This window comes from Bacillus sp. SIMBA_154 (genome assembly GCF_046536015.1).
Classification (GTDB): Bacteria; Bacillota; Bacilli; order Bacillales; family Bacillaceae; genus Bacillus; species Bacillus pumilus_P.
On the sequence record NZ_JAWJBV010000002.1, the window covers coordinates 398,986 to 414,644 of the forward strand.

The 15,659-nt window shown below is 40.1% G+C and carries 17 protein-coding genes and 2 riboswitches; of the genes, 5 read left to right on the forward strand and 12 right to left on the reverse strand.

The genetic code is table 11. The annotated features are described in order from the left end of the window. Positions 1–10 precede the first annotated feature (10 nt). Positions 11–168: riboswitch (SAM riboswitch) on the forward strand. A gap of 80 nt (positions 169–248) precedes the next feature. Beyond that, on the forward strand, positions 249–1,442 hold the full coding sequence (mtnK, locus tag R0K30_RS05465; protein ID WP_410609511.1) for an S-methyl-5-thioribose kinase: 1,194 nt from the start codon (positions 249–251) through the stop codon (positions 1,440–1,442). A gap of 6 nt (positions 1,443–1,448) precedes the next feature. Further along, the gene (gene mtnA / locus R0K30_RS05470) at positions 1,449–2,510 is read left to right on the forward strand and encodes an S-methyl-5-thioribose-1-phosphate isomerase (RefSeq protein ID WP_099727446.1); all 1,062 of its coding nucleotides are present in this window, start codon (positions 1,449–1,451) and stop codon (positions 2,508–2,510) included. A gap of 24 nt (positions 2,511–2,534) precedes the next feature. Here the strand turns inward: mtnA and R0K30_RS05475 are convergent, their stop codons facing one another. The 3 genes from R0K30_RS05475 to R0K30_RS05485 form a co-directional block, all read right to left on the reverse strand. Beyond that, complete coding sequence (locus R0K30_RS05475) at positions 2,535–2,669, reverse strand: hypothetical protein (RefSeq protein WP_256499502.1); 135 nt, start codon at positions 2,667–2,669, stop codon at positions 2,535–2,537. 89 nt (positions 2,670–2,758) lie between these two features. Beyond that, entirely contained in the window at positions 2,759–3,250 is a 492-nt protein-coding gene (locus tag R0K30_RS05480; RefSeq protein ID WP_099727447.1) for a methylated-DNA--[protein]-cysteine S-methyltransferase, read from the reverse strand. A gap of 1 nt (position 3,251) precedes the next feature. Then, positions 3,252–5,462 (reverse strand): PAS domain S-box protein, encoded by a 2,211-nt coding sequence (locus R0K30_RS05485; protein ID WP_327925511.1) that lies wholly within the window; start codon positions 5,460–5,462, stop codon positions 3,252–3,254. 293 nt (positions 5,463–5,755) lie between these two features. Here R0K30_RS05485 and R0K30_RS05490 point away from each other — a divergent pair, with 293 nt between their 5' ends. Then, on the forward strand, positions 5,756–6,775 hold the full coding sequence (locus tag R0K30_RS05490) for an acyltransferase family protein (protein ID WP_410609514.1): 1,020 nt from the start codon (positions 5,756–5,758) through the stop codon (positions 6,773–6,775). A gap of 226 nt (positions 6,776–7,001) precedes the next feature. On the opposite strand, the gene R0K30_RS05495 is transcribed toward R0K30_RS05490, so the two are convergent. The 5 genes from R0K30_RS05495 to htpX form a co-directional block, all read right to left on the reverse strand. Then, a complete protein-coding gene (locus R0K30_RS05495; RefSeq protein ID WP_180275515.1) occupies positions 7,002–7,172 on the reverse strand; it encodes a hypothetical protein in 171 nt (56 codons plus the stop codon). Further along, positions 7,165–7,329, reverse strand: coding sequence for a hypothetical protein (locus R0K30_RS05500; RefSeq protein WP_099727450.1), 165 nt, complete (start codon positions 7,327–7,329; stop codon positions 7,165–7,167). The genes R0K30_RS05495 and R0K30_RS05500 overlap by 8 nt, the downstream gene beginning before the upstream one ends. A 6-nt stretch (positions 7,330–7,335) precedes the next feature. Next, the gene (locus R0K30_RS05505) at positions 7,336–7,854 is read right to left on the reverse strand and encodes a DUF421 domain-containing protein (protein ID WP_099727451.1); all 519 of its coding nucleotides are present in this window, start codon (positions 7,852–7,854) and stop codon (positions 7,336–7,338) included. 97 nt (positions 7,855–7,951) lie between these two features. Next, complete coding sequence (locus R0K30_RS05510) at positions 7,952–9,298, reverse strand: TrkH family potassium uptake protein (protein WP_099727452.1); 1,347 nt, start codon at positions 9,296–9,298, stop codon at positions 7,952–7,954. A gap of 144 nt (positions 9,299–9,442) precedes the next feature. Next, positions 9,443–10,342, reverse strand: a complete 900-nt coding sequence (gene htpX, locus R0K30_RS05515) for a protease HtpX (protein WP_099727453.1) — start codon at positions 10,340–10,342, stop codon at positions 9,443–9,445. A 278-nt stretch (positions 10,343–10,620) separates the two neighbouring features. On the opposite strand from htpX, the gene R0K30_RS05520 reads away from it, so the two are divergent. Further along, positions 10,621–11,352: a DUF1836 domain-containing protein gene (locus R0K30_RS05520; RefSeq protein WP_410609518.1), complete on the forward strand. Its 732-nt coding sequence runs from the start codon at positions 10,621–10,623 to the stop codon at positions 11,350–11,352. Positions 11,353–11,460: 108 nt separating this feature from the next. After that, on the forward strand, positions 11,461–11,655 hold the full coding sequence (locus R0K30_RS05525; RefSeq protein ID WP_099727455.1) for an alpha/beta-type small acid-soluble spore protein: 195 nt from the start codon (positions 11,461–11,463) through the stop codon (positions 11,653–11,655). 38 nt (positions 11,656–11,693) lie between these two features. Here the strand turns inward: R0K30_RS05525 and R0K30_RS05530 are convergent, their stop codons facing one another. The 4 genes from R0K30_RS05530 to R0K30_RS05545 all read right to left on the reverse strand — a co-directional run bounded on the left by R0K30_RS05530 (position 11,694) and on the right by R0K30_RS05545 (position 15,497). Beyond that, positions 11,694–12,845: an anti-sigma factor domain-containing protein gene (locus tag R0K30_RS05530; RefSeq protein ID WP_249705230.1), complete on the reverse strand. Its 1,152-nt coding sequence runs from the start codon at positions 12,843–12,845 to the stop codon at positions 11,694–11,696. Continuing rightward, complete coding sequence (gene sigI, locus R0K30_RS05535; RefSeq protein ID WP_099727457.1) at positions 12,842–13,597, reverse strand: RNA polymerase sigma factor SigI; 756 nt, start codon at positions 13,595–13,597, stop codon at positions 12,842–12,844. Before sigI ends, R0K30_RS05530 begins: the two co-directional genes overlap by 4 nt. A gap of 215 nt (positions 13,598–13,812) precedes the next feature. Further along, the gene (locus tag R0K30_RS05540; RefSeq protein WP_410609521.1) at positions 13,813–14,604 is read right to left on the reverse strand and encodes a TerC family protein; all 792 of its coding nucleotides are present in this window, start codon (positions 14,602–14,604) and stop codon (positions 13,813–13,815) included. 33 nt (positions 14,605–14,637) lie between these two features. Further along, a riboswitch (yybP-ykoY riboswitch) is annotated at positions 14,638–14,808 on the reverse strand. A 77-nt stretch (positions 14,809–14,885) separates the two neighbouring features. Then, complete coding sequence (locus R0K30_RS05545; protein ID WP_370461126.1) at positions 14,886–15,497, reverse strand: DedA family protein; 612 nt, start codon at positions 15,495–15,497, stop codon at positions 14,886–14,888. Between the last annotated feature and the right edge of the window lie 162 nt (positions 15,498–15,659).

Below are 15,659 nucleotides of genomic sequence, written 5' to 3' on the forward strand. Positions count from 1 at the left end.
TATTGATTTCTCTTATCGAGAGTTGGGCGAGGGATTTGGCCTTTTGACCCCAACAGCAACCGACCGTTAATACCACTGTGAAGTGGGGCGCAGCAAGTAAAGCGCCAAGACAATTGTCTTATAGGGCACGGTGCTAATTCCATCAGACGTATGTGCTGAGAGATAAGAGAGGCTTAGAGCATACACGCTATCAAGCCTCTTTCTCTCAGGAGAAAGAGGCTTTTTTATATGATTTGGAGGGGAAGCAATTGGTTACACTTACGGCATCATATGAAGAATTAACAGAGAGCTCGGCAGTTGCACTGGCGATTAGACTTGGTTTGATCAAAGAAAGCAGTCATTTGACATGTACTGAAATCGGTGACGGGAATTTAAATTACGTCTTTCATATTTTTGATCACAAACGTGAAAAAGGATTGATCATCAAGCAGGCACTGCCTTATGCAAAGGTGGTTGGGGAGAGCTGGCCGCTTACATTAGACCGTGCAAGAATTGAAAGTGCTGTACTGATTAAGCAGTCAGAATATGCGCCGCACCTCGTACCAGCAGTCTATTATTCTGATACAGCTCTTGCTGTGACAGCAATGGAGGATCTATCACACTTAGAAATCGTCAGAAAAGGGCTAATTGCCGGAAAACAATATCCGCACTTATCAGATCATGTCGGTGAATTTTTAGGCAAAACACTATTTTACACATCTGACTTTGCCACAAATCCTAAAATCAAAAAACAATTCGTGAAGCAGTTTACGAACCCTGATCTTTGTGACATCACAGAAAAGCTCGTCTTCACAGACCCTTTCTTTAATAGTGAAACAAATGACTTCGAAGAGGAATTAAGAGAAGATGCCGAAGCGCTGTGGGCGGATCTTGCCGTGCAAGCAAAAGCAGCAGAGCTAAAGCGCATTTTCTTAACCTCAGCTGAAACACTGGTTCATGGAGATCTTCATACAGGAAGTATTTTTGCAAGCGAGACTGAAACAAAGATCATTGATCCAGAATTCGCTTTTTACGGTCCCTTTGGATTTGATATCGGACACTTTATTGCCAATCTGTTCTTGAATGCTTTATCTCATGAGAATGAACAGGATCAGCAGCACCTTTTTGCTCATGTTGTCAATGTATGGGCCACATTCAAAGAAGTGTTCACAAAGGCTTGGAAAGAAGACAGCATTGAAGCGTTTAGTGTATCGGACAGCTTTTTAGAAACAACCTTTGACCGTATTTTAAAAGAAGCGACAGGCTTTGCCGGCTGTGAGCTTGTTCGCCGAACAATTGGGCTTGCTCATGCGGCTGATCTGGATGCGATTCCATCATCAACTAAACGGATTCAGCAGAAAAAAGCAGCACTTACGCTCGGAAAAACATTCATTAAACAATATCATGCAGTGGAAACAGCGTCTGACCTCGTCGCATTATTCCAGCAGTCTGTAAAGGAGTGACGGGTTTTGTCTAAAGAATTTGAAGTTCCCCGTTCCGTCGAATGGGAAGAAAACCATATTAACATTTTGAATCAGCAAAAATTACCGGCCGAAACCGTATTTGAGCATTTATTTACTAAAGAAGATGTGTATGATGCGATTGTGACGTTAAAAGTGCGCGGAGCACCTGCTATTGGCATTACAGCAGCTTTTGGGCTGGCGCTGAGTGCTCAAGGAATTGATACAGAAGAAATTGATGTCTTTCAACAAGAAGTCGCTCGACTAAAAGAATATTTAAACAGTGCTCGTCCAACAGCTGTGAACCTTGCCTGGGCATTAGACCGACTGATTCAGCGCATTGAGCGTGCTGCTTCGGTGAATGCAGCCAAAACAGATCTTGTCCATGAAGCCATTCAAATTCAAATCGAAGATGAAGAAACATGCAGGCAAATTGGTCAAAATGCTCTCCAGCTCTTTAAATCAGGTGACCGTATTATGACCATTTGTAATGCAGGCTCCATCGCAACGAGCCGTTACGGAACAGCGCTTGCTCCTTTTTATTTAGCCAAAAAGAAAAATCTTGATCTTCACATTTATGCTTGTGAAACACGCCCTGTTCTTCAAGGCGCTCGACTGACGACATGGGAGCTGATGCAGGGCGGTGTGGATGTGACGCTCATCACAGATAACATGGCAGCCCATACGATGAAAGAAAAGCAAATTTCTGCTGTCATTGTTGGAGCTGATCGAATCGCTCGAAATGGAGATACAGCGAATAAGATTGGAACGTTAGGTCTTGCCATTCTGGCCAAACACTTTCAAATTCCGTTTTTTGTGACAGCACCACTTTCGACCTTTGATGTATCGACCCGCGATGGGGCAGATATTCCGATTGAAGAGCGCGACCCGCTGGAAGTTAAGGAATTAAACGGCATACAAATTGCACCGCCCGATGTTCAGGTATTTAATCCCGCCTTTGATGTCACTCCCCACCATCTCATTTCAGGTATCATTACAGAGAAAGGAATTATCACTTCCAATTACACAGAGGAGATTGATGCACTTTTCACTGAAAGCATCTCACTCTGATCACAAAAAAGCGCCGTGTTCTTGTCATTTAAGAGCACCGCGCTTTTTTGTTTCGATCGTTTTGGCTAAAATTTCTTTTTTTTGTTCCTCTGTCAAAACGTTCATTTTGACACATAGTGACGTGACGGCATACATTTTATCTTTTTTGCCCCAAAACATCCTAGCGCCCTCCTTTTTCCCTCAACCAACTTTTTTAGCTTAATAAAAGGATATGTCGTTTGCTAAACATTTGGAACAGGTCAATCGATTTATTTTTGAACAAATGGGATGCCTTCTAATTCAAGCAGAACCGCTTTCATATCTGTCTTCGTTCCTGCATAACCCGTGAGAGACCGGTCTTTTCCAATGACCCGGTGACACGGGATAAAAATAGGCAAGGCATTGCGCCGGTTGGCTTGTCCAATGGCTCTGACGGCCTTTGGATTGCCAATCGCTTCTGCAATGTCTGCATAGCTTTTTGATTCACCGTATGGAATAGCCGAAAGTGCCTCCCACACTTGCTCTTGAAATGGAGAGCCAGCTTGCTTGAGTGGAAGATCGAATACTTTACGATCTCCCTTGAAATACTCATCAAGCTGTTTTTTCGCTTCTCGCAAGACCGGCGTATCTGCTTTTTTAAGATCGGCTGTCTGCTTTTTTGCCAAAAACGGTTCATCATCAAACACCACTTCGATAATGACACCGTCTTTTTCTAGTATGTATAATGCCCCGATTGGTGCGCTATAGACTGTATAATACATATTAAAGCTCTCCTTCTTGTTTCTGTTGCCTAAGTGGCAGCGTAAGGTGGAAAACTGTCCCTACTCCTTCCTCACTCTCTACCTCAATGGTTCCTTGATGCTCTTCAATAATTTTATAACTAACCATTAAACCAAGTCCAGTTCCTCGTTCTTTCGTTGTATAAAATGGTTCACCAAGACGCTTTAGCTTATCCTCTGTCATTCCGCAGCCTTCATCACGCAATGAAATGACAATATGCTCCTCGCCCTTCCGCTGAATGCTCACGTATACATTTCCTTTCCGCGGCATCACTTCAATCGCATTTTTTAAAATGTTAATGAAGACTTGCTTTAATTGATTTTGTTCACAGTAGATCAGCGGAATCTCATCCATGACATTGAGGTGCATTTGGACATTGCCAAGATTCGCCTGTGCGTGCAGAAGATCCATCGTGTCTTTTACAATTTGCACCACATTTTTTTCTTCATACACAATGGCTTGCGGTTTCGCTAAAATCAAAAATTCTGTAATAATGGATTCAATTCTTTTTAGCTCTGATGTGATGACATTGAAATAGAGTGAATACTCCCCTTCAATATTTCCTTTCAGCAGCTGAATGAAGCCTTTTAATGCCGTCATCGGATTTCTAATTTCATGTGCAATTCCAGCGGCAAGCTCTCCGACCACATGAAGTGTATCTGATTTTCTCACCCGCTCTTCTAGTTCCTTCCGCTCTGTCACATCTCTAAAGATCGCTAGATTCATGTTATGAATAATATTGCGTTTAAAGGAGAATTCCAGTATGCGCTGATCTGGGTGGCTCAGCACAAACGGAACCTCATTGTCCATCTCATCTAATGACATCGCCTGAGCGGGCTGTGCTAAATTTTCAATTTGATATGGGGCAAGTATATGAAAGAGATTCATTTCAGTTAAATGATCGTCCTTCAGTTCTAGCAGTTCGCTTGCAGAAGGATTGACATCAATAATCCGGTATTGATTATCGAAAAGAACAATGCCATCCATTGACCCGTTAAATACTTTACGGAATTTGAGCTCACTTTCACGAAGCTCCTGCTCCATTCGCTTTCTATCACTGACATTACGTAAAATGGTTAAGTGCTGTCCTTCTAATACCGCATGCTTCGAGGTGAACTCAAGCTCTTTAAATTGACCATTTGCCATTCTGAACAGGAGTTCTTCCCTTATTTCATCATTCCTGATATAACGTCTTCTTGTCGGTCTATATCTCTTATCAGATTTGACGAGAAAGTCTGTGAGTTTCTTGCCAATCAGCTGATGCATTGGTAATTCAAAAATACGGCAGGCCGATTCATTGGCTCTCACAATCTCTCCATCGTCCGCCCATATGATGATAGCATCCATCGCATTTTCGAATATTTCTCTAAAGCGTTCTTCACTTTTTAACAGCTTCTCTTCCATTAACCTTTTTTCTGTAATATCCCGCATGATGGACATATAAAAACCGCTCATAACATTTGATGTAATGGTCAGTTCGAATAATTTGTGCTGACCAGATTGAAGGGTAACGGGAAGCTCTCCCTTTGCCTTCCCTGTTTCTTTTAATGACGTTAAAAGGTGCTGCAAAGCTGGAAGATTTTCTTCTTCGACAAATTCATTTAAATAACGATCTGCTAAATCTGTCTTTTGAAGCTCAAAGCTCTGACAAAAAGAGTGATTGGCGTCGATCATGCAGCCATCCTGATCAAAAATGACCATACCATCAATCGCTCGGTCAAACAAATCTTTGAACAGCTGCTCATTCATGGAGCGTTCTCGTTCTAAGATTTTCTTTGAAGAAATATCTCGCATCACCACAATATATTGTTGATTCAAGGCGTCATGTTCTGCGACAAATTCAATGTATTTTGTCTCGCCATTTTCAAGCTGGATGGAGATTTCTCTTTTTAATGTACCTTTTCGAAAAAAAATCTCGAGTGAGCATTCAATTTTATCTTTCGGGATGCCGTATAGGAAATCTAGAACGGATTTATTGAGGAGGTCTTCTTTCGGTGTCTGTACAAGCCTGCATGTCGCTTCGTTGGCTTGGATAATGTTGAGGTGCTGATCAAATATGAAAATGGCATCTAACGTCTTATTTAACAGCATTTTTTGCTGCATCAACTCAGTTCGCAAATATTCGTTCTCTTTTTCTAATTTTCTGATATCTCCCACGGGGATTAATCGCTTGCCATCGAGCGTTTCAGTCATTCTCTTACACTCCTTTTCCAGCCTCGTTCCTCTACAATATTTCTACAATTTTTTCATTGTTCCTTCATTCGACTCATAAAAAAAGATAACTTTTCACACGAAGACTGTTTAATTTATTTCATGCGGATGACACGATTGTATAATGAATCTTTTTTCTTACGCTTCTTTTACAACCATTCTACAATTTCAAATCAAATAGCGAAATGAGCCAAAATGTACTTTAAAATGGGGCAAATGAGGGAACAGTGGACATAGAACGTTTATGTTTGAAATGAAGCAGGAAAGGTGATGTTATGGCATCTTCACGAGATAATTATTTTGATAATGCGAAATTTCTTCTGATTTTTCTAGTTGTTTTTGGTCATTTGTTACGATCATTCATCCATGATAATGATTGGCTGCTCTACTTATACAAGTTTATTTATACATTTCATATGCCGGCCTTTATCTTGGTTTCTGGCTTCTTTGCAAAAGGGTTTAGAAAGCCTGGTTTTATGAAAAAAGTCGCCGTTAAGCTGATCATTCCATATTTAATTTTCCAGGTAATCTATTCTGTGTACTATTATCTCTTGCAGGATCAAAGTATGTCCAATTTAAATCCAATTGATCCGCAATGGTCTTTATGGTTTTTAATTAGTTTATTCTTTTGGAATTTGCTGCTCATTCCTTTTTCCAAACTGCCGTTCCACTGGGCGATGATCGTCAGTTTATCGATTGCATTACTTGTCGGTTACGTGGACAGCATTAGCAATACGCTCAGCTTATCGCGTACGTTTGTCTTTTTGCCCATGTTTTTGGCTGGCTTTTATTTAAAGAAGCAGCACTTTGAATTCATCCGAACAAGCAAAGGGAAAATAACAGCATTTCTTGTATTGATGGGCGTGTTCATGTTTTGCTATTTCTATGAATTCGATTATTCCTTCTTATTTGGGTCACAATCATACTCTTCTCTTGGAGATGAAGGACTGATTGCGGCTATGAAACGAATGGCATGGTATTTGCTTGCCTTTGGCGCTACGTTTAGCTTCTTTGCATTAGTCCCAACACGCCGTTTCTTCTTTACAAAATGGGGCACGAGAACATTATATGTCTATTTATTGCATGGCTTTGTCATCAAGCTGCTCAGAACAACGTGGTTTGATGATTGGGCACTAAATACATCAAGTGTACTGATTTTATTGCTGCTAACCATCCTCTTAACCTTTACCCTATCTAGTACATTTGTCAAAACCGTTGCACAGCCAGTGATTGAGCTCAAAATGACCAATCTCATGCGAACGATCACTGGCAGACAAAGCAGCTATATCAAATAAAAAACGATCCCACGAGGATCGTTTCAGATTGTTGACAAAGGGCTAAAATGATGTTTATTTTAGCCCTTTGTCTTCTTTTCAGCGTGATAGAAAACCTTTGAAGTCTAGGAAGGATGAGCACCGGCGCGGAGCGAATTTGACATTCGTGAGCACCGGCGCGCAGACCTGACAAAGAATGCGAGGGTTTGTCTACACCGCTGAAACGATCCCAAGAGGATCGTTTTTTCTATTTCTGGTTCTTACATTCAGCATCCTTTTTTGGCTTCATGAGGGTATCAATCCATTTGCTACTGTTCACATCTCCAAGCTCACTGCCAAATTCCTCTTCTAAGATGTCTGGGTTCATCGGTTTTTTATGGTCTTTGATATCCTTGCTCTTCACATGTTTTTTAGTCACGAGATGCTCCCCCTTGTTTACCTTGGTGAGAATTTCGGTTTGCCTGACGATCTTTTGATTGTTCGTCATATTGTGTTTGACCTTGGTCATGTACCATGCTTTCAGTTGGCGTCATATTGTTTGTGAGTGCTTCATTTTTCGCTGCTTTTCTTTTCATTTGAAATCATTCCTTTTTTGGTATGTTTAGTTCTTCTCTTAATTGTTCAAACAGCTCTTTCATTTGCTTAACCGTTACTGGTTTTTCCTCAGGTTTTAATTCATAGCCAATTTGCCCATTAGCTTCTAACGTAGCTTTTTTAAGACTGCTGATGTCCGTGATGCCTTGCTGCTTTAAGCGCATTTTGAATTCATCCCTTGTGAGCCTCGTTTTCTTCAGCTTGTGATCAAGCATTTCTCCATCCTGCAAAATGACCACAGATTTCCCTGACACCAATTTTTCAAAGAAATCAGATTGGATAGACAATTTTTCCATGATGACGAGTGCAATAATAAATGTAGCGGCGGCATAAATCGTTTCAAGTAAATTATGCTCAATAAAGGGTTGGATAATAATCGATCCGATTGAAATCATGATGACCGTTTGTTGTACAGTTAATTGACTAATGGATTTAGGCCCTGCTATTCTCAGCAGCAAGGTACCAACTAGCAGCATGACAATTGCTTTCCATATTACATCCAGCACGTCTCGTTCACCTCTTACCTATAGATTGCGAACATCTCGCGTGAATTAGCCAGTTATATAATGGAAATCAAAAAACAGCATTCACAGGGAATGCTGTTTAGCCAATAATAACGCGCTCTTTCGGGTAATGATAATTCGCTTCACTTTCTCTCCGGCCAATTAAATATAAGAAGCTTGGAATCCCAATCCGGCCGATAAACATGACCATCATGATAATACACTTACCAAATACAGTGAGGTCAGAGGTAATCCCTAGTGACAAACCGGTTGTTCCGAAAGCAGAACAAACTTCAAATAAATTTTCAAGAAGTGTATTATGTTCTGATAAGGTTAACAGGAATGTAGCACCAAATACCAAGATAAAGGCCATCATCGTCACCATGAGGGATTTATTAACATCCGCTTGGTGAAGCTCTCTTTTGAAAATTTTGATGGACTTATTTCCCCGTGCAAAATGAAACAGGGCGAGTAAATTAAGGGCAAACGTAGTTGTCCGAATTCCGCCTCCCACCGAGCTTGGAGAAGCCCCGATAAACATGAGCAAACATAAAAATAACAGCGTCGGCTCTGTTAATTGAGTAATGTCTAATGTCGAAAGCCCACCACTTCTTGTAGCCGTTGATTGGAACAAAGAATAAAACAAAATTTCGTGCCAGCTCTTCCCTAGAAAGGTAAAACCTGCTTCAAGTGCATATATCCCGATTGCGCCAACAACGACTAGGCTGCCAAACGTGATCGTTGTGATTTTTGTAAACAGAGAAAACGATGCATGCTTCCGGTCTTGATTAAATAAATAGTCCTTTACTTCAACCAGCACCGGAAAGCCAATGGCTCCAAAAATGATAAGCAGAATCGTAATAAATTGTACAAAATAGTCACCTTTGTAAGGGATCAACGAATTCCCTGTAATATCAAAGCCTCCATTGGTTGTCGCACTAATACTTGAGAAAAAGCCATGTAAAAAAGCCCCTTGCACGTCGTAATATTTGAGAAAATACATACTTAAAATCAAACCGCCGACAAACTCAATCAGCAAAATTAAATATAAGACCTGCTTCATTAGTTTCACAATTCCTGATAAATTGCTTTGGTTTTGGTCTGCCATAATGAGTTTTCTTTCTTTAATGCCAATCCTTTTCCTCATAACGATCCATACGAAGGTGCCGAGGGTCATAATTCCGATTCCACCGATTTGCAGAACAAACGCAAGAATCCACATACCTGTGACGCTAAATGTTTGTGAAATATCGACAACGGTCAGACCTGTGACACTTACAGCACTCACAGCTGTAAATAGGGCATCAATAAATGTCCACTTTACTCCCTCTTGATGAGCAACTGGCAAACTTAAAAGAACAAATGAGACTGTGACAGCGAGAAAATAATAAAGGGCAATCAGCTGAAAAGCCGATAGCCGGTCAATTAGCTTTTTTATTGGGTTCATTGTTATTCCTTCTTTTAACTTTCATTTTTCAATACTTATCATTGTAATGAAAAGAGACATGATTTTAAAGATATTTTATGCTTTATTTTCTTTTTCATCAAAAAGAAAAAGACATCCTATCACAGAATGTCTTTTTGGTCTTTCTTATTTTGCTTCTAACCTTCTGATTCTTTCGTTTAAATCAGGGTGTGTCGAGAAAAGAGAAGCTTTTCTTTTACCACTGATTTTTAGTGTCGCGACTGCTGTTTGATCATCATCTTTGATTCTTGACGTATACGCCTCAAGAGAACGAAGTGCATGAATCATTTTGTCTTTTCCTGCAAGGTCAGCACCGCCACGGTCTGCATGGAATTCACGATGTCTAGAATAGGCAAACACGACAAGGCTTCCTAGGATAGAGAAAATAATTTGGAAGACAATTACAGCAATAAAGTGGACAATCGGCACAAGCTCTTCACGTGGAACGAAACGACTTGCGATCCATGCCGCAATTCTTGAAAGGAAAACAACGAACGTGTTGACGATCCCTTGTAGCAGCGTCATTGTCACCATGTCACCGTTCGCAACGTGAGCGACTTCGTGAGCAATAACACCTTCAACCGCTGCATCATCCATTTCATGCAGCAATCCAGTCGATACAGCAACAAGTGATCTTCTCTTAGAAGGACCTGTCGCAAAAGCATTTACTTCAGATGATTGATAAATACCAACCTCAGGCATTTTAGAAAGGCCTGCTGCTCTAGATAATCTGTGAACACGGTCAACAAGCTGCTGCTCATCATATGTTAGCGTATCCTTTTCAGGGTTTAACACGCGCACACCCATCATCATTTTTGCCATCCAGCGAGACATTGCTAATGACATAAACGAGCCAACAAAACCAACAACTGCACTGAATACAAGAAGATACATGATATTAAGTCTTCCGTCTGCTCCTATATAAGAACCAACACCAGTTGCTGCACTAATAACCGACAGTACAATACCAATCGTAGTGATAACAAGAATGTTCGTTAATATAAACAGAAAAATTCTTTTACCCATACATAACCTCCGCTGTCATATTAAGTTCAAATGAACTTATTAATAAAATTATAAAAATAAACGTCTCAAATTGCAAGGAAAAGGAATCGTTTTCTATGTTTATCATAACGGCTTAAGCCCTGCCATTTCAATGATCACGCTACTTGTAACCGATGAATAGTGAACAAATTGTGACGCTCCGTTCCAATTTTAGTTTATTTTGCATTTTCATCAAAAAGAGATTATGATGTTGAATTAGATCAATAATCACGTTTTTGACGTACAAAATGAGGTGGAACATGGTGACTTTTAAATTAACGAGAATTGACATGACAAGACTTCTGTATTCTCTAAAAGGAGAGGGAGATCTGACTCCGCTTCAGCTTTTGAATTCATCTGTAAAAAGCGATAAGGAACATAAATATGTTGAAATAAAAATCCCTTCGTTTTTTGAGAAGCTCGAACGGCGGAAGCAAAAATCGGAGCACGGACTTTCAACGAATGAAATTGTTGAGCTTGGTAACTTGTGTGAGCTGACTTCACTTAAATCGACTGCGATTCAAAACTGGATCAAACGTGATATTAAGGATATGATCGGCCATCCAGAGCTTGGCAAAAAGTACTCCATTGATCAGGTCGTTATTTTATTAATTGTCAGGGATTTAAAATCAGTATTTGATTTTGATTCCATTCGCATGATCTTATCTGCCTTATTAAACACAATCACAGATCGAACGGATGATATTATTAGCCCCATCCGCTTTTATGAAGCATATGCGCATGTCCTTGATTTTATTTATCATCATACACATTTTCCATTAAATGAAACGAATTTACGAGAAATGACAGAGGAGCAGACAGACAAGCTCCGTGAAGGGTTTACAGAATTGTCGAAGCCGCAATGGCACTTGATTAAAGGCATTATCAGTTCTACAGTCTTCTCTGTTTTCACTTCTCACTTGCAAAGCACCGCACAAGAAATGATGTTTAATACGCTGCAGCTGAAAAAGCTTAAATCAGAGCCGAGGTGACCTTTATCACCTCGGTTTTTTTGTGCAGCAATTGCCAGCATAATTGCAGGCAGTTTTTTTCAAAATAAGAAGGCGCAACAAACATGAGGTGAAAGGAGGAATATGATCATGGCAAACCGAAATCAACTTCTTGTTCCTGGAGTAGAACAAGCATTAGATCAATTTAAATACGAGATCGCTCAAGAATTTGGCGTGACTCTCGGTTCAGATACAGTCGCACGTTCAAACGGCTCTGTTGGCGGCGAAATCACAAAAAGACTCGTTCAACAGGCTCAATCACAAATGGGCAATCAATCTAAATAATGACATGGTGAAATACGCCGGAGTAATTCTGGCGTTTTTTATTGTTCATATGTGTGCTCATGCCTTTTCTCGCGATAAGAAGGCGGCACATCTTTTCCTTTTTGCTTTGCATGTTCTCTTTTTCGTTCACCGGGCGGTCGTTTCTGATCCCTGTCGTTTTTTTTTGCGTGCTTTTCAGCATGACCATCAGGGTCAGTTGAGTGATTTTTTTTTTGCTCTTTATCGAAAGAGCGATCCTTTTCCTCTTTGATCTGTTTGTCTTTGTTTTCATCATCAGGTTTTGTTTGGTGAGGCGTTTGAACAGAACCTTGCTCTTCCCTCTCTACTTCCTGCTGCTCTTTGTCTTCGCCTTCAGGAGCCTCTTGATCAGGCTGCACCTCTTCACTATCGTCTGTCTTTACTTCTTCTTGTTCGTCTTTGTCTGCTTGATCTTCATCATCTTTCTTTGGCTCTTCTTCTTTGACAGCATCACCATCTGCGTCTTCATTCTTTTTGATGTCTTCTTGTTCTTTGTCTTGCATTTCTTGATTTCTAATATATGTTCCTGTTGAGATGCCTGCCTTTTGTGCTTTCTCTCTTGTTTCCAGGTCACCCTCCACAGTTTCAAGCTTGTAATCGCGCTTTTGATATTCACCAGAGATGGTGTTAATTTTGCTTTTTACGTTTGTTTTATATGTATGATCCTGCTTGTTTTCATAAACAGTTGAAATATAAATGCTTTTAGAATGGTTCACGTATCCCTTTTTATCACAATCGTCTATGATTTCCTGCACCACTTTGGTCATGTCGGTTTTTTCCAAATCTTTCATACTGGCGAGTACTTGTTTCGCATCTTTATTCAGCGGTGTGACACCGATCACTTGATAATTGTGATCCAGCTTTAGCTCAAAGCTTGGGTTAATGTCAATCGTCATATATGCATATGCTCTTTGACTTGAGAAAGATGGCATCATAGTGAAAATCACGACAATAATAGCTGCGATTGATAGAATTCCTGCATTTAACGGACGTAAACGGAGCAGGTCAAAAAAACCGGCTCTTTTTCTTTCGAGACGTGATTCATTCGGAAATGTCACTTCTTGCCCGATTTCATAGTTTTGCTGTTCGTACTTTGTCCGCAGAAATTGTCCATCAGGGGTCAGCAGCGTGACATATTTTTTGTTTTTCTCTACTATAATGCCTCTTCTCATGAATTAAGCACCCCTTTAAGGTAATCTTTCAAATACACATAATCACCCGTCATAATGATCGCCATCGCAATGATATATTTTCTATTTCTCTCAATCGTTTTGCGGCTAACTTCCACTAGCTTTTCCAGCTGTTTGACTGGCAATTGTTTTTTCTGAAATAAAATGGTTCTTAGCTCATCGTGTTCAACAAGTGTATGGGCCACTTTAATTGCATTTTGCCTGGCATCTGCATGCTTTGGTGAATGCTCAAGCAACTCTTGAAACGTGAGGCCGTATACTTTCAATCGTTCTTTAAAATGTTCAATCTCTTCTCTTCTGTGTTCTTGTTCAATTAAACGCCTATATTCTTTTGCAGAAAGCTCTGCTTCAATCATGCTTTGAGAGTATTCGCCATTCTCACTTTCTTGAAGGTCCATTTGAACCGTTGGCGCATTTCTTGCTTCTTTTCGAATATAGTCGATCACTTTTCTTTTAATAATTAATTCCGCAAAAGCAAGGAGTGAGTTTCCTTTTTCAGCAGAGTATTTTTCTATCGCTTCATTAAAGGCAATTAAGCCTATGCTGAATTCATCATCTTTTTCATCTATATATCGTTTACAAACGGATGAAACCGTCTTAGCGACAAATGGTTTGTATTGCTCTATTAATGCATTTTGCAGATTGCTATCACCTTGTTGGATACTGATAGCCGACTGCTCTAATGTTTGCTTTTTCTTTCCTTTTTTAAACGAAAGGCTAAGCAATGGTTTCACCTCAGTTCTCCCTATATTACTCATTTATGATAGCTAATTTATGAGGGAAGCGCAAAGGAAGAAATGAGGAATTCATTTCCTGTTACTCAATTATGACACGTATTTCATTATCTACTTTACAACGTTTCGTCTAAAAGCAAAGAAATAAGGGGGTGTCTCCCCCTTTTTTGTAATATACGTGTTATGAAAATGAAATGATATTTCTTTCAAAAAACCTACTCTTCTAGGCGCACTTCTTGTTTTTCCTTGCTTTCTTGCCCGCCCTTTCTGGATGGACTTGATAAAAACCAGCCAAATGCTGCAATCGCGAGAAGCACCGTCCAGAAAATGATTTTCCATAATGTTGAATGAATGAAATGAGAGGACACGACTCCAATGGCAGGATGTGAAAGTGTATAAAGCGTGAGCTTCACGCCAACCCATCCGACAATGACAAATGCTGCTGTTTCTAGGCTTGGTCTTGTTTTCAACAGCTTCACAAAGACAGTTGCTGCAAATCGCATGATGATTAGACCGATGATACCGCCTAAAAGAATAACGATAAATTGACCGCCATCAAGTCCACCGATTTGCGGAAGATTTGTGTTTGGAAGTGTCACCGCTAAAGCGACGGCTGCTAAAATAGAGTCTACTGCAAAAGCAATATCGGCAAGCTCTACTTTCACAACTGTTGCCCAGAAGCCGCTTTGCTTCATGTTTATTTCTGATTCCTTTTTCTTAAATACATGAGATTTCAAAATATGGTGAATGGAAATATAAAGAAGATAAATTGCGCCAATTGCTTGAACTTGCCACACGTCCACTAAAAACGAAATAAGAAATAAAGAACCAAATCGCATGACAAACGCACCCGCAAGTCCGTAAAACAATGCCTTTTTTCTTTGCTTTTCAGGAAGGTGTTTGACCATCACGGCCATGACTAGCGCATTATCAGCTGCTAAAATCCCTTCTAATCCAATCAATACGAGAAGAACCCACCCGTATTCTAAAATAATTGCTGCATCCATCATCATTCCTCCTTGTTTTTTTATCTATTGTCCCACAACAGACAAAGGCTTATGAATGCAAAAAAGACCTTTGCCTGAAATGGCAAAGGTCTTGCTAGACATGTGATATGTAGAATCATGCCAACAAAGCCGATGGAACGTAAGTCCATGTAATGACGACTTTGTTTCCGGTAATACCGGACGCTACTCCCCTTTGGTGGGATTAAGAATATTTAGATTACTTATATATTAATCAATAGATACTGGATTGTCAACAGGTTACGTGCATCCCAATACCGTGATTAAGCAGTTGGCGTTTCTGTTTTTCTCTTTCTTCGCTTAAACCATACGTAAAGAACGAACAATAACACAACACCGATCCCAATCGGTAAAAGATATGGATCTAAAATGGCGCCAACCTCTTTCCAGTTCTCCCCAAGCATAAATCCTAGATACACATACACAAACGTAATCGGCGTAATGGCCAAAAACGTATACAGGCAAAATACCCACACATTCATCTTGGCAATACCGCATGGAATGGAAATAAGGGTTCTCACTCCTGGAATAAACCGGCCGCTAAACGCGACAAAACCGCCATGCTTTTCAAAGAAAGCATCCGATTTATCAAGCGACTCAGGTTTTACAAAAAAGTATTTCCCATATTTATTTAAAAAGGGTCTGCCGCCGTAACGTCCTAACCAGTACAAGGTCAAAGGGCCAGCCACGCCGCCAATCGATCCTGCAGCCACAACACCGATGAAGGCCATGTCCCCTTCTGAGACCCAGTAACCCGCGAGAGGCAAAACCACTTCAGCAGGAACAAATTCAATGCATAATGCGAGGAAGATGCCAAAGTACGACAAATTCTTAAAGGCATCAGCTAAAGAAATAATAAAATCTTCGATGTTCATCAATCCCTTTCACACATAATCAGTTTGACAGGCCCTATCACTTTTAGAACCGTGCCACTTATTAAACGAATAAAACCGAAGAAACGATTCACTTTTCATCGTTTTTTTACATTAAAATTTGATTTTACTATAAAAAATGAACGAAAAAAATGCTGATTGTCC

Bases quoted from the DNA above. Each gene is read 5' to 3' on its own strand.
- R0K30_RS05510 (WP_099727452.1), bottom strand. From the start codon at position 9,298: ATGAACCCAATAAAAAAGCTAATTGACCGGCTATCGGCTTTTCAGCTG.
- htpX (WP_099727453.1), bottom strand. From the start codon at position 10,342: ATGGGTAAAAGAATTTTTCTGTTTATATTAACGAACATTCTTGTTATC.
- R0K30_RS05525 (WP_099727455.1), top strand. From the start codon at position 11,461: ATGGCAAACCGAAATCAACTTCTTGTTCCTGGAGTAGAACAAGCATTA.
- R0K30_RS05530 (WP_249705230.1), bottom strand. From the start codon at position 12,845: ATGAGAAGAGGCATTATAGTAGAGAAAAACAAAAAATATGTCACGCTG.
- R0K30_RS05480 (WP_099727447.1), bottom strand. From the start codon at position 3,250: ATGTATTATACAGTCTATAGCGCACCAATCGGGGCATTATACATACTA.
- R0K30_RS05500 (WP_099727450.1), bottom strand. From the start codon at position 7,329: ATGAAAAGAAAAGCAGCGAAAAATGAAGCACTCACAAACAATATGACG.
- R0K30_RS05540 (WP_410609521.1), bottom strand. From the start codon at position 14,604: ATGGATGCAGCAATTATTTTAGAATACGGGTGGGTTCTTCTCGTATTG.
- R0K30_RS05475 (WP_256499502.1), bottom strand. From the start codon at position 2,669: ATGTTTTGGGGCAAAAAAGATAAAATGTATGCCGTCACGTCACTATGT.
- R0K30_RS05485 (WP_327925511.1), bottom strand. From the start codon at position 5,462: ATGACTGAAACGCTCGATGGCAAGCGATTAATCCCCGTGGGAGATATC.
- R0K30_RS05520 (WP_410609518.1), top strand. From the start codon at position 10,621: ATGGTGACTTTTAAATTAACGAGAATTGACATGACAAGACTTCTGTAT.
- R0K30_RS05490 (WP_410609514.1), top strand. From the start codon at position 5,756: ATGGCATCTTCACGAGATAATTATTTTGATAATGCGAAATTTCTTCTG.
- R0K30_RS05545 (WP_370461126.1), bottom strand. From the start codon at position 15,497: ATGAACATCGAAGATTTTATTATTTCTTTAGCTGATGCCTTTAAGAAT.